Consider the following 17,342-nt stretch of genomic DNA (forward strand, 5'->3'; position numbering starts at 1 on the left):
GAAGGCAGGCCGAGCCACAAGGCAGAACTGCGGAATCGAAACCACAGGAACTGCCCTGTTGACGCACGGTTGGCGAAGGTGAACTCGTTTTTATCCGCCCTGGGGGATCGGTGGGTGGAGGTTCCCGATCAGTTGGGCAGATGCGGCCGGGTGAGGTTGCGATGTCCCTCGGCGGTCACCAGCAGGTTGCCCTCGATGCAACGGGGCCCCCTCCGCGAAGCCGGAGGCTGAGTGGGAGCACAGCGCGGGGCGCTGTGCGATCGGGGGGTAGTCCGGATCCGCAGCTCAGTTGGGGAGATGCGGTCGGGTGAGGTTGCGATGTCCGTCGGCGGTCACCAGCAGGTTGTCCTCGATGCAACGGGGCCCCCTCCGCGAAGCCGGAGGCTGAGTGGGAGCACAGCGCGGGGCGCTGTGCGATCGGGGGGTAGTCCGAATCCGCAGCTCAGTTGGGGAGATGCGGTCGGGTGAGGTTGCGGTGTCCGTCGGCGGTGACCAGCAGGTTGTCCTCGATGCGGATCCCGCCGCAGGGGGTGAGCTCATCGATGAGCGTCCAATTGAACTTCGCCCGGTCCTCGCCCGCGCGGAAGGGACGGAGCAGCATGGGAATGAAGTAGAGGCCCGGTTCCACGGTGAAGACCTGCCCCGCATCGATGGTGCGGGTGGTGCGCAGGGTGGGGTGCTGGGCTGGCGGGGGCGCGACCGTGCCGTCCGGTCCGCCCTGCCGGCCGGCCACATCGTGTACCTGGATGCCCAGGTGATGGCCCAGGCCGTGGGGGAAGAAGGGACGGCTGTAGCCCTTCTCCACGGCCTCCTCGGGGCTCGCGTTCAGGAGGCCGTGATCCTTCAGCAGACCCGCGATGGCCAGGTGCCCCTGATGATGAAGATCGCCGTAGGGCAGCCCCGGCTTCACCAGGTCGCAGAGCTGGAGCTCGATCTTCTCCATGCCATCCACCAGGGCCGCGAAGCGGCTGTCGCAGTGGGGCGCGGCCACGGTGCGGGTGATGTCGGAGGCATAGCCGCGGACCTGGGCGCCGGCGTCGATGAGCATGACGAAGCCGTTCTTCAGGGTGCGCTTGCCCTCGTAGTGGAGCGTGGCGCCCTTCTCGTTGAGGGCCACGATGCTGCCATAGGGCAGCTCATGATCCACGATGCCCACGGCCTGGACATAGGCGTGGTGGATCTCGAGCTCGCTGGCTCCGGCCAGGAAGGCGGCCTTGGCGGCCAGGTGGCCCCGGGCGGCCAGCACCGTGGCCTCCTCGATGCATTGGACCTCATAGCTCGACTTGGTGGTGCGGTGCCAGTCCAGACGGGCCGTGAGTCCGGCCGGATTGACCTCGAGGCCGGCCGCTTCCGCGCGGTCGGTCTCATTGCCGATGTAGGCCGCCCGGGCGGGGCTTCCCAGGAGTTTCCAGACCTCGTCGACCGTGCCCGCCTCTTCGAGCTCGAAGGCCGACGCCCAGAAGGGATTCCCCAGGGGGGCCTGCTCGTACCAGAAATCCTCGGGAGCGTAGCGGATGAGCCGCGGCTTCTGGCCGGGACGGATCACGAGGAGGTGGTGCGGTCCCGCCACGGGGCACCAGTGGGCGAAGTGGGGGACGGGGTGGAAGGGGGCGTCCTGATCGTCGGCGAAGTGCGTGTAGACCTTCCCGCTGGAGATCACCAGGGCATCGAAGCCCGTCTCGGCCAGGGCCTCGGCGGCGGTGCGCTGGCGCTCGGCGATGTGAGTGAGGTAGAGAGCGGCGAGATCGGTCATGGGGGTCCTTGGGGTGGGGGATCGGGCGCTCGGGTGGCCCGATGATCAGAATGGCGGGCGATCAGAGAAACCGCAGCGGTTTCTCCTCGGGCGCAAAGCCGTGGCGCACGGCCTTCTCGAAGAAGAGGGCGAGGCTTTCCCGCTCGGCTTCGCCCAGGGTGTAGCTGATGTTTTCCGTGAGGTACTCGTGCAGTTCGATCTTGGTCCAGCCGATGGTGCGGCGGGCCTCTTCGATGATGGCGGGCAGCTGGGCCTGGCCGATCTCGTAGCTCCGGTGGAAGAAGGAGGCCACCCCGCCGGGCACGGGCAGCTGCGGGGCGTTCTTCCGGACCAGCCACAGGGCGAAGACGAAGGGCAGGCCGGTCCAGGCATGCCACTCCTCGGCCAGATCCAGGACGAAGAGCCCCTGGCGGGGGGCCCGCATGGCGGAATCCCCGATCATCAGGGCGGCATCGTGCGCCTCGAGCATGGCCGGCAGGTCGGGGCCCATGTCCGTGATCTCGGGACTCACGCCGTAGCGCTCCCGGAGGATGAGCTGTCCCAGCACCACGCTGGTCCGGCTGGAGGTATCCAGGGCGAGGCTGCGGATCTGCTCCGGAGGCACCTTGGAGAGGATCACCACGCTGCGGACGCGTTTCGGGGAGGCGATGCAGAGGCCCGGCACGATGAGGAGGTCCGGGATCCGCAGGTATTCGATGGAGCTGACGATGCCCGCATCCACCTCGCCGGACCGGAGGCGGTCGGCGCAGGCCGAGGGATAGTGGAATTTCAGGTGGAAGTGCTCCCAGCCGAGGCCGTGCTTGAATCCGTGGTTGAGGGGGGCGGCGTTCAAGTAGTCGATGATGGACAGGCGGAAAGGTTCGGTGACCATGGAAACAGTCTACCGACCCTGCGATGATTCCCTGATGGTCCTCTGGCATTACGAGCTGAATACCCCGATGGGGCCGATGCGAGCCGCCTTCGACGGCCGGGGACGGCTGCGGGAGCTGGCGGTGGAAGGTCTTGATCCCCGCAAGACCAGCCCCCTGCCGCCCAAGGAGCAGCGCGAAGCCAAGCGTTTCCTGGATCGGCAGCTGGAGGCCTACCTGGCCGGCACCCTGCGGACCTTCACCATTCCTGTCGATCCCCAGGGCACGGCCCTGGAACTCCGCGTCTGGGACACGGTCCGGACGATCCCCTACGGCCAATCCCGGCAGCCCGCCGATCTGGCGGCCTGGCTGAGCCTGGAGGAGGATCTGATCATCATGGCCTGCGCTGCCAATCCCATCGCCCTGCTCGTGCCCACGCACCGGGTGCTGCTGCCGGGGGAGGGCCCCCTGCCCAGGGCGCTGCGGGATCTGGAAACGGGCATGGGGTGGCGGCGGCCCTAGCTTTGGTCCGATGGTGCGGGATCTGCACCTAAGTCTCCTGATTCTGCCATTCTGGTGCCCATGAACGGGTCCTTCCATCCGCTGTCCACACCCCTGGGAGATCTGGGCGCGGCCTTCGATGGGGAAGGGCGCCTGATCCACCTGGTGCGTTTGCATGGGCGGCCACCCCTCCAGCCCGAAGGGCCCGCGCCGAGGAGCCTGCCCTACCTGAAGCGGCAGCTGGAGGCCTACTTTTCGGGGAACCTGCGGGATTTCAACATCCCCATGGTGGCCGATGGCACGGATTTCCAGCGGCGGGTCTGGAAGGAACTGCAGAAGATCCCCTACGGCCAGGCCATCTCGTACCTGGAACTGGCCCGGCGCCTTGGGGACGAGAAATGCATCCGCGCGGCGGCCCGCGCCAACGGCGCCAACCCCATCGCCATCCTCATCCCCTGCCATCGCGTGATCGGATCGGATGGCTCCCTGGTGGGCTATGCCGGGGGCCTGGACATGAAGGAGTTCCTGCTCCGCCTGGAGGGCGTGCTGCCCAAGGCCCCGCCCCAGCCGGCCCTGCCCTTGGAGTGGGATTAGGAAACAGAAAGGCGGAACCCAGAGGACGCAGAGATGATCCAGAGGGCGCGGAGGAAAAAATTCCGGCGCCGCCCATCGGAGGATTTCCCCCGCATGGGCTCCTAGCATGGATCCATGCGCTGGTCGGATGAGCACCTCTACGAACGGATCCTGGCGAAGGACGCTTCCTTCGACGGGCGGGTGCTCACGGGTGTCCTCACCACCGGGATCTACTGCCTGCCCTCCTGCCCGGCTCGCAAGCCTCTGGCCCGCAATGTGCGCTTCTTTGCGGATGAAGCGGCGGCCCATGCGGCGGGCCTCCGGCCCTGCAAGCGATGCCGGCCTGATGCCTTCTATCGGGGAGAAGACGCCGACCTGGCCCGGTTGGAGGACGCCATGGCGCAGGCCGCGGCGGATCCGGCGGCCTTCCCCGAGGTGGAGGCCCTGGCCGAGGCCGCCGGCGTGGGCCTCACCAAGCTGAAGACCCTGTTCCGGGATCACGCCCAGGTGCAGCCTGCGACCTTTCTCCAGCGGATCCGCATCCAGGCGGCCTGTGCCCGGCTCACGGCAGGCCAGGGGGACCTGGCCGACCTGGCCTTCGGATCGGGCTACGAAAGCGCCTCGGGGTTCCATGAGGCCTTCCGCCGGCAGACGGGCCTCAGCCCCGGCGCCTACCGCACCATGCTGGGCTCCGACGGCTTCACGCTTCCGCAACCCGCGGGGCTCCGCGTGGAGGATGTGCTGCGCTTCCACGGCCGGGACGCGGCCAGTGTGTCCGAGCGGGTGGAGGGGCCGCGCCTCGTCAAGGCCTTCCTGTGCGAAGGCCGGGCCTCTGTCCTCGTCCTGACCTTCGCCGCGGGCACCGTCGAAGTGTCGCTCAAGGGAGCCGGGGGGCCCACGGCCATGGCCCAGGCCCATGGGGCCGCGCTCCGGCTGCTGGGATGGCAGGAGGAACCTGCGGTCTTCGAGGCGGCGCATCCGGACCTGGCCCGGGGGCGAGAGGGTCTGCGGGTGCTGCTCACGCTGGACGCTTTCGAGGCGCTGGTGTGGGCCATTCTGGGCCAGCAGGTGAACCTGGCCTTCGCCTACGCCCTGCGGCGCGACCTGATCCGGCGGGCCGGGACGCCGGCGGCGGAAGGGCTCTTCGCCCATCCTGATGCCGCCCAGATCTCCGCACTGCAGCCCGAAGACCTGCTGGCCCTGAGGTTCTCCCGACGCAAGGCCGAGTATCTGCTCCACGCCGCAGGCGAGGTGGCCGCGGGCCGGCTGCGGCTGGAGGCACGGGCCACCGCCACCGGCGCCTCCAGGGACCTGCTCGCCCTGCGGGGCTGCGGTCCCTGGACGGCCCAGTATGTGCTGATGCGGGGCCTCGGCTTCCGCGACTGCGTGCCCGTGGGCGACGCGGGACTCACCCTGGCCCTCCAGCGCTGGTTCCGGCTGGAGGCGCGGCCGGATGCCGCCGGGACGCAACGACTCATGGCGCCCTTCGCCCCCCACCGCAGCCTCGCCACCTTCCACCTCTGGTCCAGCCTGAAGGGAACCCCCGCATGAACGGAATCCACCGGATCGACACCTCCCTCGGGCCCGTGCAGGCGGCCTTCGACGCCAAGGGGGCCGTCCTCTACCTGGGCTTCGCCGGGCATGAGTTCCGGGCCCCGCTGCTGGCGAAGCTCGCGCGCCTGGATCCCGTCGCGCATCCGGAGGCGAGCTCGGTGGACCGCCTCCGGGACCAGCTGGAAGCCTACGCCGCCGGGCGGAGGACGGCCTTCGAGGTGCCGTTTCGCCTCCACGGCAGCGCCTTCGAGCAGCGGGTTTGGGGGGCCCTCCAGCGCATCCCCTTCGGCGAGACCCGCAGCTACGGGCAGCTGGCGGCGGAGCTCGGCGATGCCAACCTCAGCCGGGCCGTGGGGCGGGCCAACGGCGCCAACCCCGTGTCGATCCTCGTCCCGTGCCACCGCGTGATCGGCGCCAATGGCACGCTGACGGGTTATGCCGGCGGCTTGGCCATGAAGGAGCGGCTGTTGCGCCTGGAGGGGGCGATCAGGGACTGACCGTCCGGAGGGGGCCTCGTTCCAGCTCGAGCCGGGTTTCCGCCTGGGCGTCGAAGGCCGCCTTCAGGCAGGCCAGGCCGCGATTCATGTCCACGCCGCCGCAGCTGAAGAAATCGACGGCGGCGAATCCGTATTCGGGCCAGGTGTGGATGGCCAGGTGGCTTTCCGCGATGATCACCGCGCCGCTGACGCCGTGGGGGCTGAAGTGGTGGAAGCTGTGGGTGACGATGGTGGCGCCGGAGACGCGGGCGGCCTCCAGCATGGCGGCGGTGACCCGATCCAGGTCGGCCAGGACCGCGGCCTCGCAACCCGTGAACTCCACGAGCAGGTGGTGGCCCAGCGCGCTCATGGGCGCTTGGTCATCAGCGCCACGCACTCCACATGGCTGGTGAGGGGGAAGAGGTCGAGCACAGCCACCTTCTCCAGGTCCCAGGCCTCTCCGAGGCGCTTCACATCGCGGCAGAAGGCGGCGCCGTCGCAGCCCACCAGCACCAGCGTGCCGGCCCCGGCGGTGCAGAGGCGGCCGCTGAGTTCCGGTTCGAGACCGGCCCGGGGCGGATCGAGCAGGATCACATCCTCCGAGTGGCCCAGCCCTTCGGGCACCCAGGCGGCCACATCGCCCACCAGGCAGTCCGAGGGCAGACCCAGGGACTCCAGGTTGCGCCGGGCCCAGGCCACCGCCGCCTCGCCTGATTCCACCAGCACGCGCCGGTCGAACTGCTTGCCGAGCAGGGCGGAGAAGAGGCCGACGCCCCCGTAGAGATCGTAGAGGGTGCGGCCCTTCACACCCCAGGCTTCCAGCAGGCCGCCGAAGGCCTCGGCCGCCCAGGGGGGGCTCACCTGGAAGAAGGCCCCGGGCTCGTGCCGAAGCGCGATTCCGCGCAGCTGATGCCGCAGGGGCTCCTCGCTGCGGTGCCAGCCATCGGGTTCGAGGCACCAGGACCGGCCCCGCTCGTCCGTCGCGAGGATCGTCCCGGCAGGGGTGCCCGTGGACAGCTCCCAGCGGCCTGGGCGGGTCGTGAGGACGCGCCCGATCAGGGCCTCCTTCAGTCGTGGAATGGCCAGGGACAGGGGCTCGGCGGCGGCGGGGCAGGCGGCCACCGGCACGAGCGTGTGGCTGTGGCGCCGGAAATAGCCGAGCTCCGTGCCGTCCCAGTGCAGCTGGATGCGGTGGCGGCGGGCCTCCTCCGGGGCGGGACGCCAGTCCCAGGCGACGCCTTCGCCCAGCTGGCGGCGCAGGAGGTCGGCCACCATCTGCCGCTTGAGATCGGGGGCGTGGCGCCCGGCCTCCCAGAGGTCGCAACCGCCGCAGGATCCGGCGACCGGGCACGCCGCCACGGTCCGGCGGGGGTCCCGGGTGATCCAGCGGGTGACACGGCCCTCGCCGTGGCGGGCCTTCCAGATGACGGTGGCCTCGACCACCTCGCCCGGAAAGAGGGCCAGGGGGGCCTCCAGTAGCAGCAGGCGCCCGTCCGCCGCCCGGCCCACGCCCTTGCCGCCCCAGGCGAGCCGCTCGACGGGGCCTTGCCAGCTTTCGGTCGGGGCAGGGGAATTCCGATATGCTGGCGGCACCTTCGTCTTCGTTTTTTTGGAGCTTGATTCCGCCTTGCGATTCACGGTGGCCGTCCCCCCTGAGCACCGTAACACCCTCCTGGACCGCACTGGCGGGGAGATGCGCCGTGCGCTGGCCTTCCAGGATGCCGGCCCCGCCGATGTGGTCCTGGGCGTACCGGGCGACGGGATTTTCGCGGACTGCGAGGCCTGGCCCGGTCTGGAGGCGGCGGAGGCCCTGGTCCGGGCGGCCTGGGCCCGCCTGCAGGACCGGCGCGACATGGAGCGGCTCCACGAGGTGGGCCGGGCCCTGGCTTCGGAGCAGAACCTGGATCGCCTGCTGGATCTGATCCTGACCAAGGCCCGGGAACTGCTGATGGCCGAAGCCGGCTCCATCTACCTGCTCACCGGCGCGGAGGACGACCCGGAGCTGCTGTTCGCCCACACCCAGAACGCCCGCGTCAGCCTGCCCTTCCACCGGGTGGCGATGCCCATCTCGCGGGGCACCCTGGCCGGGTTCGTCGCCCTCAGCAGGGAGAGCCTGAACCTCCCGGATGTCTATCGGATTCCGGTCGAGGCCCCCTACCGCTTCAACGACAGTTTCGACCGTCAGGCGGGATACCACACCACTTCGGCCCTGGTGGTGCCCATGCTCGATACGGAAGGGCAGGTGCTGGGGGTTCTGCAGCTCCTCAACCGCCTGGATGAAGACGGGAGGACAGTCGCCTTCTCCACGGCGGATCAGAGGCTGGCCCAGAGCCTGGCGGGGCAGGCGGCGGTGGCCGTGAAGAACGCCCAGCTCCGGGAGGAGATCGAGCGGCTCTTCGAAGGGTTCGTGGCCGCTTCCGTGACTGCCATCGAGGCCCGGGATCCCGTCACCAGCGGCCATTCGGGCCGGGTGGCGGACCTCACCGTGGGGCTCGCGGAAGCGGTCAACGCCACGCCCAACGGGCCTTTCGGGGGCCTGTCGTTCTCGGATCGGCAGCTGCGGGAGCTGCGCTATGCGAGCCTCCTGCACGATTTCGGGAAGGTGGGCGTCCGCGAGCAGGTCCTGGTGAAGGCCAAGAAGCTCGATCCGAGCCAGCTGGAGATCATCCTCCAGCGGCTGCGCCAGCGGGAATTGGAAGCGGCTCTCGAGACCCTGGCCAAGGCCTGGAAGGGCGGGGGGAGTTTCGAGCTGTGGGAGCGGACCCTCCAGGACCGCCAGGCCGAGTCCGAGCGGCTCATCCACCTGGTGCGCCAGAGCAACGAGCCCACGGTGCTGAGCCAGGAGGTGGCCGAGGGGCTGGGCCTGCTGGAAAGCCTCACCTTCACCCACTGGAGCGGCGAGTCCCGCACGGTGGTGGCCCCGGCGGATGTGGCCAGCCTCCGCATCCGCAAGGGCAGTCTGTCCGAGGCGGAACGGCTCGAGATCGAAAGCCATGTCACCCACACCTTCCGCTTCCTGGAGCGCATCCCCTGGACCCGCGACCTGGCGGGCATCCCCGACATCGCCTATGCCCACCACGAGCGGCTGAGCGGCCGGGGCTATCCCCGGAAGCTGATGGAACCGGACATTCCGGTCCAGAGCCGGGCCATGGCCATCGCCGATGTCTTCGATGCCCTCACGGCCCAGGACCGGCCCTACAAGGGTGCCGTGCCCCTGGAACGCAGCCTGGCGATCCTGGACGACGAGGCCCGGGACGGGGCCCTGGACCGCGGCCTCCTGGACCTCTTCGTCGAGGCCCGGATCTTCGAGCGGACGGCTCGGAAACCGTGAGGCTGGAGGCCCGGGCCCGGAGGCGGTAGGCTAGAAGATTGGAGTGCCCATGCCCGAACACGAACCGCGCACCATCGATCTGCAGGGGATCATGGACCTGCTGCCCCACCGCTACCCGATGCTGCTGGTGGACCGGATTCTCGACTTCGAGCCCAAGCAGTGGATCAAGGGCCTGAAGAACATCAGCTTCAACGAGGGGGTCCTCCAGGGCCACTTCCCCAGCCGGCCGGTCTATCCGGGTGTCTACATCGTGGAGGCCATGGCCCAGACCGGCGGCTGCCTGCTCATGCGGGAGTTCGAGGACCGGGCCCGGAAGGTGATCTATTTCATGGGCATCGATGCCGTGAAGTTCCGCAAGCCGGTGCTTCCCGGTGACCAGATGGTCATGGAAGTGAAGGTGATCCAGTTCAAGGGCCGCATCTGCAAAATGCGGGGCGAGGCCTTCGTGGATGGCCAGAAGGTGGCCGAGGCTGAATTCATGTCCATGCTGATGGACCTGGCTGAAGGGGAAGGTAAATGAGCGCTCAGATCCATCCGAGCAGCGTGGTGAGCCCGGAGGCCCGGCTGGGCGAGGGCGTGGTCGTCGGCCCCTTCTGCGTCATCGAAGGCAACGCCGTCCTCGGCGCACGGACGCAGCTCCGCAGCCATGTGGTCATCGGCCCGCACACCGAGATCGGCGAAGACAACGACATCTATCCCCACGCCACGCTGGGCATGGGTCCCCAGGACCTGAAGTTCAAGGGTGCCCCCACGCGCCTGCAGGTGGGCCACCGGAATGTGATCCGCGAGGGCTGCACCCTGCACCGCGGCACCGAGGGCGGCGGCGGCCTGACCACCCTGGCTGATGACAACTTCCTGATGACGGGCTCCCACATCGCCCACGACTGCCATGTGGGCAGCAAGAACATCTTCGCCAACTCCGCGACCCTGGCGGGTCATGTCGAGGTGGGCGACGGCTGCAACATCGGCGCCTTCTCCGCCGTCCACCAGTTCTGCCGCGTGGGCGATCACGCCTTCATGGGCGGCTTCACCGTGGCCACCCAGGATGTGCTGCCCTTCATGAAGACGGCGGGCGCCCGCGACACCAAGAGCTACGGCGTGAACACCATCGGCCTGCAGCGCAAGGGATTCTCCCTCGAGGTGGTGGAGGGCCTGAAGAGGGCCCACCGGCTGTTGTTCCACGCGGGTCTGCTCCGGGAGGAGGCCATGGCCCAGACGGAGCGGGAAGTGGGCCACATCGCCGAGGTGGCCTATCTCCTCAAGTTCATTCGCGAGGCCAAGCGGGGCGTGCATCGTGGCTGAACCCTCCGGCACGGGCCCGAACCGGCGCCACGCGACCCTCGCCATCATCGGCCTCCCCAATGCCGGCAAGTCCACCCTGCTGAATGCCCTGCTGGGGCAGAAGCTGGCGGCCACCAGCCAGATCCCCCAGACCACCCGCACCAAGGTGCTGGGAGTCATGGACCGCGGCGAGGTGCAGCTGGCCTTCCTCGATACGCCGGGCATCCACCTGCCCAAGCACGCCCTCAACGAACGCATGATGGCCCATGTGGACCAGGCCCTCGAGGAAGCCGACATGCTCCTCTGGGTGGTGGATGCGGACGACTACCTGGGCACCGGGGAACATGCCCTGGCCAAGCGCCTGCGCAAGCTGGGCCGGCCGACCTACCTGCTGCTGAACAAGATCGACCTGCTGTCCAAGGGCCGCCTGCTGGAGAAGATCGCCACCTACAAGGATCTGCTGCCCTTCAAGGAGATCGTCCCCATCGGCGCCAAGATGGGCCTGAACCTCGATCCGCTCTGGACGATTCTGGAGCGGGATGCGACCCAGCCCGGCTGGCCCTATGGTGAAGAGGTCTTCACGGACCAGACCGAGCGGTCCCTGGCCTCGGAGTTCATCCGGGAGAAGGTGCTGCGCAAGACCCGCGAGGAAGTGCCCCATGGCGTGGCCGTGCTCATCGAACAGTGGCTGGAGGCGGGCCAGGAGGATTACCCCGAGGATCTGGGTCCCGAGGGCGTCTTCATCGCCGCGCGCATCCTGGTGGACCGCGATGGGCACCGCAAGATCCTCCTGGGCAGCGGCGGTGAGATGATCAAGGACATCCGCCAGAGCGCCCAGCGCGAGCTGAAGAAGCTACTCCAGCGCCCCGTGCGGCTGGAGCTCTTCGTCAAGGTCGATGAGGGCTGGCGGGACCGGCCCGAGCGGCTGGACCGGCTCTCGATCTGAAACGGGTGGCGAGCCGCTGGCCGCCTAGATCGACAGGTCCGTGGCGCGGTGTTCCGGGGCCAGGGGTTCCAGGCCCGCAGTACCCGTGACGGAGGTGTATTGGCCCCGTTCCGGATCGAAGGCGAAGACTTCGCCGGTCTCGATCTTGTAGACCCATGCGTGGAGATGCAGCATCCCGCTGGCCATGGCCTTGGCCACGGAGGGGTGCGTGCGGAGGTTCTCCAGCTGGACGAGGGCGTTCTCCTCGACGGTGGCGTGGAGGAGCTGGTTCCCCTCGAGGTGGCCGTAGCTCTGCCACATGATTTGCTCCGTCTTCCGGGCGTGGGCCAGCCAGGCCTTGGTGGCCGGCAGCTCGCCCAGCTGGTCCGGCTCCAGCAGGGCCTTCATGGCGCCGCAGTTGGAGTGGCCGCAGACGATGATGTCCTTCACCTGGAGCACGGTGACGGCGAATTCGATGCCCGCGCTCATGCCGCCCATGTGTTCGTACGGGGGCACGAGGTTGCCCACATTGCGCAGGATGAACAGCTCGCCTGGCTGGGTCTGCGTGATCAGGTTCGGGCTGATGCGCGAGTCCGAGCAGGTGATGAAGAGCGTTTCGGGCGCCTGGTCCTTGTCCAGCCGCTCGAAAAGCTCTTTGTGGGAACTGAAGATCTGGGTCTGGAACTGGTGGATGCCTTGGACGAGCTTCTGCATCCGACCATTCTACCGGAGGTCAGGCTCAGAGGCTCAAGTGGGCCATGTGCTCTTCGGAGGTGATGGGGGTGTTCGGCTCGTCATGGATGATCTTGCCGTCGCGCAGCTTCACGATCCGGTGGGCATGCCGGGCGATGTCCTCCTCGTGGGTGACGAGGATGATGGTGTTGCCCTTCTGGTACAGATCCTCGAAGAGGGCCATGATCTCGATGCTGGTCTTGGAATCGAGGGCACCCGTCGGCTCGTCGGCCAGGAGGATGGACGGATTGTTCACCAGGGCCCGGGCGATGGCCACGCGCTGCCGCTGGCCGCCGGACAGCTGGTTGGGCATGTGATCGCTGCGGGTGCCCAGGCCGACATTCTCCAGGGCCTTCAGGGCCATCTGGTGCCGCTCGACGGGCGTCTTGCCCGCATAGATTAGAGGCAGCTCCACATTCTGCAGGGAGGTGGTGCGGGCCAGCAGGTTGAAGGTCTGGAAGACGAAGCCGATCTCCTCGTTGCGGATCTGGGCCAGGTTGTCATCCGTCATGGCCGAGGCCAGCTTGCCGTTCAGCTCGTAGGTGCCGGTGGTGGGCGTGTCCAGGCAGCCGATGACATTCATCATGGTGGACTTGCCGGAACCGGAGGGTCCCATGATGGCCACATACTCGCCGCGGTGGATCTCCATGGAGACGCCATCCAGGGCGCGCACTTCCATGTCTCCCATCTGGTAGACCTTGGTGATGTCGGTGAGCCGGATCAGGGGAGCATCGGTCATGGGATCCTCGAAGGGCCGCTGACGGCCCTGCGTTATCTTCGCAGATGTCCCCGGAGGGGTTTAGGGTCCCGTCGGGATTCCCGCTACAATCCAGAACTCGTCCGCATTTAGCATGTAGGTTCCATTCACGATGATCGCCCCCTTGATCCGAGCCCTGGGTCGGCCGCTGTTGCGGCTGCGCTATCGAATCCAGTTCGAGGGGGCGGAGTCCCTGCCCGTTCCCGGGAGACCAGGCGTCCTCTTCCTGGCCTCCCACCCGACCCTGGTGGACCCCTTTCTGCTGGTGACGGCCCTCCATGGCCGCTTCGCGCCGATCCTGGTGGCCGGCCGGGACCACGCGGCCTCGGCTCCTCTGCGCTGGCTGGCCCGGCTGCTGGGCTTCCGCCCCCTGCCGGATCCCGCGGACCACGGGGACCGGACCCGCCAGGTCCTGGACCAGGAACTGACCGCCCTGGCCGGGCACCTGACCTCGGGCGGCAACCTCATCCTGTTCCCGGGGGCCCGCCTGGCCCGCCAGAAGGTCGAGGACCTCGCCGACAACAGCACGGTGGCGTCGATTCTCCGCCAGGCTCCCGGGGCCCGGGTGGTGGTGATCCGCCTGCGGGGGCTTTGGGGCAGCCGGTTCAGCGCCGCCTCGGGCCGACGCCCCTCCATCGGATTGGAACTGCTGAAGGGGTTGGGGTACCTCGCGGCCAACGCACTGTTCTTCATGCCCAAGCGCGATGTCCAGGTGGCCTTCGAGGAGGTCCGCGACCTGCCGCTGGCCGAAGGAAGGCAGGCGGTCAATCGCGCCCTGGAGGCCCGGCTGAATGCCGACGCCGCCCCTCGGCTCTTCGTGCCCTACCTCGTGTGGAAGAACCACGAACCCCGCATCCTCCCGGAGCCCCCTCGGCCTCGGGTGGAGGGGAATCCCCGCGCCGTGCCTCCCCAGGTGCGCGATGCCGTGCGTCGCCACCTCCAGGCCGTCACGGGCCAGACGGACATTCAGGACCCCCAACACCTGGTGCGGGACCTGGGCCTCGATGCCCTGGGCCACCGGGAGCTGGAACTGTGGCTCCAGCGGGCCTACGGCTATCCCTGCAGCGATCCCGCCTCGCTCCAGACCGTGGGCGACCTCCTGCTCGCCGCCACGGGGGCCGCGGTGTCGCTCCGCCAGGGCGAGCTCAAGGCCGTGCCCCACGCCTGGTTCCACTCCCCCACGGACCTTCCCATCGACATGCCGGATGGCGACACCATCACCGAGGTGTTCCTGAAGCAGGCCCGCCGCAATCCCGGCCGCGTGGCGCTGGCGGATCAGTTGGGCGGCGTGAAGACCTACCGGGATGTCCTCACGGCCATCATGGTCCTCAAGCCCATCTTCGAGGGGTTGGAGGGCAGCCATGTGGGCCTCATGCTGCCTGCCTCCGGGGGCGCCAGCATCCTGTACCTGGCCCTGCTCTTCGCGGGCAAGACCCCGGTGCTGGTGAACTGGACGGCCGGGGCCCGGAGCATGGGGTACGGCCTGGATCTCGTGGGGGTCAAGCAGGTGGTCACCGTCTCCACGCTGGTCAGCCGCCTGGATGCCCAGGGCGTGGACCTCTCGGCGGTGAAGCACCGGCTGCTGCTGCTCGACGAAGCCGGGAAGAAGATATCCCTCGCCACGAAGCTGGCCGCGGCCTTCCGCGCCCGCTTCAACTGGACCTCCCTGCAGGGGGCCAAGCCCCCGGAAACCGCCGCCGTGCTGTTCACCAGCGGCAGCGAAAGCCATCCCAAGGCCGTGCCGCTCACCCACGGGAACATCCTGGCGAACATCCGGGATGCCGCACAGGCCCTCCATTTCCGCCAGGACGAGCGGGTGATGGGCTGCCTGCCGCCCTTCCACGCCTTCGGGCTCACCACCACCACCATCCTTCCGCTTCTGCTGGGCCTGCGCGTGGTCTACCACCCCAACCCCACCGAGGGGAGGATGCTGGCCCGCATCATCGAGGCCTACCACGCCACCCTGCTGGTGGGGACGCCCACCTTCCTCGGGGGCATCATCCGCGTGGCGGAGGACAGACACCTGGAATCCCTGCGGATCGTGGTCTCCGGGGCCGAGAAATGTTCCGAGCAGATCTACGCGACCCTGGCGCGCCGCTGGCCGAAGACCACGGTTCTGGAGGGCTACGGCATCACGGAATGTTCGCCCGTGGTGTCGGTGAACCGGGAGGATGATCCGCGGAACGGCAGCATCGGCAAGCCGCTGGTCTCCGTCGAGTGGGCCATCGTGGACCTGGAGACGGGTCGCCGGGCCGAGCCGGGACAGCCGGGCATGCTGCTGGTGCGTGGGCCCAGCATCTTCTCCGGGTACCTGAACCCCGATGTGGAGTCGCCTTTCGAAAGCTTCGAGGGTCGCGACTGGTACCGGACGGGGGACCTGGTCCGCCAGGACCGTGGCGTCCTGGTCTTCGCGGGCCGCCTCAAGCGCTTCGTGAAGCTCGGCGGCGAGATGGTCTCCCTGCCGGCCATCGAAGAGGCCCTTTCGCAGCGCTTCCTGGGCGAGGATGAAACCGAGCCGCTTCTCGCGGTGGAAGCCGGCGTGGAGGAGCTCAATCCCGACCTGGTCCTCTTCTCGGTCTCCGGGATCGCCCGCGACGAGGCCAACGCGGCCATCCGGGCCGCAGGCCTCTCGTCGCTGCACAACATCCGTGCCGTCCGCCAGATCGACCAGATCCCGACCCTGGGCACGGGCAAGACCGATTACCGGGCCCTGAAGGCACTGCTGGCCGAGGCTGAAGTCTAGGGTTCCACTTCGATCAAGAGCGCCAGGCCCAGCCCGCCGCCGATGCCCAGCGTGGCCACGCCCAGCCCGCCGCCGCGGGCTTTCAGCTGGTGGATCAGGGTGACGACGATGCGGGCCCCGGTGGCGCCGATGGGGTGTCCCAGGGCCACGCCGCCCCCGGCCACATTCAGGCGCTCCGGGGGGATGCCGAGCTGCCGCTGGCAGACCAGGAGCTGGGCGGAGAAGGCCTCGTTCAGCTCCCAGAGGTGGATGTCGGAGACGGCCAGCCCCTGGGCTGCGAGTAGCCGTTGGACGGCCGGGACGGGAGCTTCACCCATGTCGAGGGGATCCACCCCGGCCTCGCTCCAGCCCAGGATCCGCGCCAGGGGCGGGGCTCCGCCCGCCTGGTCCCGCCGGGCCACGAGCAGGGCCGCGGCGCCATCCGAAAGGGCCGAGGCATTCCCGGCGGTGACCTGGCCCTGGGGTGCGAAGACCGGCGCCAGCCGCGCCAGCGCTTCGATCGAGATGTCCGGCCGGATGGATTCGTCGTGATCCAGGGCCGGATGGGGCAGGAGCTCCGCGCGGGTGTCCGCGGCCGCCGCGCGGTGGTGGCTGTCGGCGGCCCAGGCATCGGCCTCGAGTCGGGAGATGTCCCGCTTCGCGGCCAGCCGCTCGATGGTCTCGCCCATGAGCAAGCCGGTGACGGGGCAGCGCAGGCCGTCCTGATGCATGACATCGGGCAGCTGGCGGTGGCCCATTCGAAATCCCCAACGCAGACCCGGCACGAGGTGCGGCGTATCGGACATGGCTTCGCTCCCCCCGGCGAGGATGGGGGCTCCGGCCCCGTCCTTCAGGCGCTGGGCGGCGAGAATGAGGGCCTGGAGGCTGGAGCCGCAGGCCATGTTGATCGTGAAGGCCGGTGTGTCGTGGGGCAGACCCGCCTTCAGAACCAGGGTGCGGGCGGGGTTCATGCCCTGGGTGTGGCTGCGGGCCATGCCCCAGATCAGGTTTCCGGGCCGGGGCAGGGGCCCCTGGGCCAGCAGGCCCTCCAGGGCCGTCAGGCCGAGGCCCACCGCGCCCAGGCCCGCCAGGCTGCCGCCGTAGCGTCCCTGGTGCAGCCGACCCGCAGCGAGGATCAGAAGGTCATGGGGTGCCCTCACTTGGGCGGATCCCAATCATCGGGCGTCGGTTCCCGGGGGCCCAGGCGGGCGTCGGGGGGGAACCAGGCATCCCAGAGCGCCCGGTGCCGGGCGATGTACTCCCGGATCCAGTAGCGGAGCCGGTTCCCGACGGGGCGGTCCTCCGTGGAAGCGGGCACCCCCCAGGCCTGGAGGCCCATGCGATCCGCCAGATAGAGCGCCCGGGCCAGGTGGAAATCCGAGGTGACGATGACCACCTGCGGCTGCCCGAAGACCACTTGGGCGCGCCTCAGGCTGTCCCAGGTCCGGAGCCCGGCGTAGTCGCTGACGATGTGGGTCGGGGGGACGCCCTGCTTCACGAGCCAGCGGCGCATGGCCTGGGGTTCATTGTAGGAGGGATGGCGGTTGTCGCCGGAGACCAGGAACCAGCGGATCTTGCCGGAGCGGTAGAGTTCCAGGGCCGTGCGGAGCCGGCCCTCCAGGATGGAGGTGGGCTCACCGTCCCCGTACACGCCGGCCCCCAGCACCAAGACGGGGCCGCCCACGGGCGGAAGGGCGTCGGCCCGGTAGATCTGCTGGTGATGCATGGCCGGGAACCTTCCGAGGGTCCAGAGCAAGTCTCCCAGGAGAGGGAGCGCCAGGGCCAGCAGCAGGGCCCATCGGTGCAGCCAGCAGCGATGAAGGAAGGCGGAGATCGGCATCGTGAGTTAGCATAGACCTTTCGTCCGCCTTAGACCCATGGACCTCCCG

Annotated in this window: 17 protein-coding genes; 9 read left to right on the plus strand and 8 right to left on the minus strand. The window is 68.9% G+C overall.

Annotated features, from left to right (window positions below):
* Nucleotides 1-442: 442 nt before the first annotated feature.
* Entirely contained in the window at nucleotides 443-1,753 is a 1,311-nt protein-coding gene (pepQ, locus tag QUD34_RS06300) for a Xaa-Pro dipeptidase (protein WP_286355748.1), read from the minus strand.
* Nucleotides 1,754-1,814: 61 nt separating this feature from the next.
* The gene (locus tag QUD34_RS06305; RefSeq protein WP_286355749.1) at nucleotides 1,815-2,624 is read right to left on the minus strand and encodes a menaquinone biosynthetic enzyme MqnA/MqnD family protein; all 810 of its coding nucleotides are present in this window, start codon (nucleotides 2,622-2,624) and stop codon (nucleotides 1,815-1,817) included.
* 34 nt (nucleotides 2,625-2,658) lie between these two features.
* On the opposite strand from QUD34_RS06305, the gene QUD34_RS06310 reads away from it, so the two are divergent.
* From QUD34_RS06310 to QUD34_RS06325, 4 genes are all read left to right on the plus strand, one after another.
* Nucleotides 2,659-3,123 (plus strand): methylated-DNA--[protein]-cysteine S-methyltransferase, encoded by a 465-nt coding sequence (locus tag QUD34_RS06310; protein WP_286355750.1) that lies wholly within the window; start codon nucleotides 2,659-2,661, stop codon nucleotides 3,121-3,123.
* 60 nt (nucleotides 3,124-3,183) lie between these two features.
* A complete protein-coding gene (locus QUD34_RS06315) occupies nucleotides 3,184-3,696 on the plus strand; it encodes a methylated-DNA--[protein]-cysteine S-methyltransferase (RefSeq protein ID WP_286355751.1) in 513 nt (170 codons plus the stop codon).
* Between the two features lie 114 nt (nucleotides 3,697-3,810).
* The gene (locus tag QUD34_RS06320) at nucleotides 3,811-5,226 is read left to right on the plus strand and encodes a DNA-3-methyladenine glycosylase 2 (protein WP_286355752.1); all 1,416 of its coding nucleotides are present in this window, start codon (nucleotides 3,811-3,813) and stop codon (nucleotides 5,224-5,226) included.
* Complete coding sequence (locus QUD34_RS06325) at nucleotides 5,223-5,726, plus strand: methylated-DNA--[protein]-cysteine S-methyltransferase (RefSeq protein WP_286355753.1); 504 nt, start codon at nucleotides 5,223-5,225, stop codon at nucleotides 5,724-5,726. The genes QUD34_RS06320 and QUD34_RS06325 overlap by 4 nt, the downstream gene beginning before the upstream one ends.
* Here QUD34_RS06325 and speD read toward each other — a convergent pair.
* Nucleotides 5,716-6,075 (minus strand): adenosylmethionine decarboxylase, encoded by a 360-nt coding sequence (gene speD / locus QUD34_RS06330; RefSeq protein ID WP_286355754.1) that lies wholly within the window; start codon nucleotides 6,073-6,075, stop codon nucleotides 5,716-5,718. The genes QUD34_RS06325 and speD overlap by 11 nt on opposite strands.
* Nucleotides 6,072-7,343, minus strand: a complete 1,272-nt coding sequence (locus QUD34_RS06335) for a class I SAM-dependent RNA methyltransferase (protein ID WP_286355755.1) — start codon at nucleotides 7,341-7,343, stop codon at nucleotides 6,072-6,074. Before QUD34_RS06335 ends, speD begins: the two co-directional genes overlap by 4 nt.
* A 55-nt stretch (nucleotides 7,344-7,398) precedes the next feature.
* On the opposite strand from QUD34_RS06335, the gene QUD34_RS06340 reads away from it, so the two are divergent.
* Genes QUD34_RS06340 through era form a run of 4 tightly spaced genes read left to right on the plus strand, consistent with a single transcriptional unit; the run spans nucleotide 7,399 to nucleotide 11,263 of the window.
* A complete protein-coding gene (locus tag QUD34_RS06340; RefSeq protein WP_286355756.1) occupies nucleotides 7,399-9,036 on the plus strand; it encodes an HD family phosphohydrolase in 1,638 nt (545 codons plus the stop codon).
* Between the two features lie 49 nt (nucleotides 9,037-9,085).
* Nucleotides 9,086-9,556 carry a 3-hydroxyacyl-ACP dehydratase FabZ gene (gene fabZ / locus QUD34_RS06345; RefSeq protein WP_286355757.1) on the plus strand — a complete coding sequence of 157 codons (471 nt, stop codon included), beginning with the start codon at nucleotides 9,086-9,088 and terminating at the stop codon, nucleotides 9,554-9,556.
* Entirely contained in the window at nucleotides 9,553-10,338 is a 786-nt protein-coding gene (lpxA, locus tag QUD34_RS06350; protein WP_286355758.1) for an acyl-ACP--UDP-N-acetylglucosamine O-acyltransferase, read from the plus strand. The genes fabZ and lpxA overlap by 4 nt, the downstream gene beginning before the upstream one ends.
* Complete coding sequence (gene era, locus QUD34_RS06355; protein ID WP_286355759.1) at nucleotides 10,331-11,263, plus strand: GTPase Era; 933 nt, start codon at nucleotides 10,331-10,333, stop codon at nucleotides 11,261-11,263. Before lpxA ends, era begins: the two co-directional genes overlap by 8 nt.
* Nucleotides 11,264-11,287: 24 nt before the next feature.
* Here the strand turns inward: era and QUD34_RS06360 are convergent, their stop codons facing one another.
* Nucleotides 11,288-11,956, minus strand: coding sequence for a carbonic anhydrase (locus tag QUD34_RS06360; RefSeq protein ID WP_286355760.1), 669 nt, complete (start codon nucleotides 11,954-11,956; stop codon nucleotides 11,288-11,290).
* 25 nt (nucleotides 11,957-11,981) lie between these two features.
* Nucleotides 11,982-12,713, minus strand: a complete 732-nt coding sequence (locus tag QUD34_RS06365) for an ABC transporter ATP-binding protein (RefSeq protein ID WP_286355761.1) — start codon at nucleotides 12,711-12,713, stop codon at nucleotides 11,982-11,984.
* A 142-nt stretch (nucleotides 12,714-12,855) separates the two neighbouring features.
* Here QUD34_RS06365 and QUD34_RS06370 point away from each other — a divergent pair, with 142 nt between their 5' ends.
* The gene (locus QUD34_RS06370) at nucleotides 12,856-15,474 is read left to right on the plus strand and encodes an AMP-binding protein (protein ID WP_286355762.1); all 2,619 of its coding nucleotides are present in this window, start codon (nucleotides 12,856-12,858) and stop codon (nucleotides 15,472-15,474) included.
* Here QUD34_RS06370 and QUD34_RS06375 read toward each other — a convergent pair.
* Nucleotides 15,471-16,613 (minus strand): thiolase family protein, encoded by a 1,143-nt coding sequence (locus QUD34_RS06375; RefSeq protein ID WP_286355763.1) that lies wholly within the window; start codon nucleotides 16,611-16,613, stop codon nucleotides 15,471-15,473. The two genes, QUD34_RS06370 and QUD34_RS06375, sit on opposite strands and share 4 nt — an antisense overlap.
* Complete coding sequence (locus QUD34_RS06380; RefSeq protein ID WP_286355764.1) at nucleotides 16,610-17,293, minus strand: SanA/YdcF family protein; 684 nt, start codon at nucleotides 17,291-17,293, stop codon at nucleotides 16,610-16,612. The genes QUD34_RS06375 and QUD34_RS06380 overlap by 4 nt, the downstream gene beginning before the upstream one ends.
* Between the last annotated feature and the right edge of the window lie 49 nt (nucleotides 17,294-17,342).

Origin of the sequence: Geothrix oryzae, from assembly GCF_030295385.1 — a bacterium.
In the GTDB taxonomy this organism is placed as follows: domain Bacteria; phylum Acidobacteriota; class Holophagae; order Holophagales; family Holophagaceae; genus Geothrix; species Geothrix oryzae.

Bases quoted from the DNA above. Each gene is read 5' to 3' on its own strand.
- pepQ (WP_286355748.1), bottom strand. From the start codon at position 1,753: ATGACCGATCTCGCCGCTCTCTACCTCACTCACATCGCCGAGCGCCAG.
- QUD34_RS06305 (WP_286355749.1), bottom strand. From the start codon at position 2,624: ATGGTCACCGAACCTTTCCGCCTGTCCATCATCGACTACTTGAACGCC.
- QUD34_RS06310 (WP_286355750.1), top strand. From the start codon at position 2,659: ATGGTCCTCTGGCATTACGAGCTGAATACCCCGATGGGGCCGATGCGA.
- QUD34_RS06315 (WP_286355751.1), top strand. From the start codon at position 3,184: ATGAACGGGTCCTTCCATCCGCTGTCCACACCCCTGGGAGATCTGGGC.
- QUD34_RS06320 (WP_286355752.1), top strand. From the start codon at position 3,811: ATGCGCTGGTCGGATGAGCACCTCTACGAACGGATCCTGGCGAAGGAC.
- QUD34_RS06325 (WP_286355753.1), top strand. From the start codon at position 5,223: ATGAACGGAATCCACCGGATCGACACCTCCCTCGGGCCCGTGCAGGCG.
- speD (WP_286355754.1), bottom strand. From the start codon at position 6,075: ATGAGCGCGCTGGGCCACCACCTGCTCGTGGAGTTCACGGGTTGCGAG.
- QUD34_RS06340 (WP_286355756.1), top strand. From the start codon at position 7,399: ATGCGCCGTGCGCTGGCCTTCCAGGATGCCGGCCCCGCCGATGTGGTC.
- fabZ (WP_286355757.1), top strand. From the start codon at position 9,086: ATGCCCGAACACGAACCGCGCACCATCGATCTGCAGGGGATCATGGAC.
- lpxA (WP_286355758.1), top strand. From the start codon at position 9,553: ATGAGCGCTCAGATCCATCCGAGCAGCGTGGTGAGCCCGGAGGCCCGG.
- QUD34_RS06360 (WP_286355760.1), bottom strand. From the start codon at position 11,956: ATGCAGAAGCTCGTCCAAGGCATCCACCAGTTCCAGACCCAGATCTTC.
- QUD34_RS06365 (WP_286355761.1), bottom strand. From the start codon at position 12,713: ATGACCGATGCTCCCCTGATCCGGCTCACCGACATCACCAAGGTCTAC.
- QUD34_RS06380 (WP_286355764.1), bottom strand. From the start codon at position 17,293: ATGCCGATCTCCGCCTTCCTTCATCGCTGCTGGCTGCACCGATGGGCC.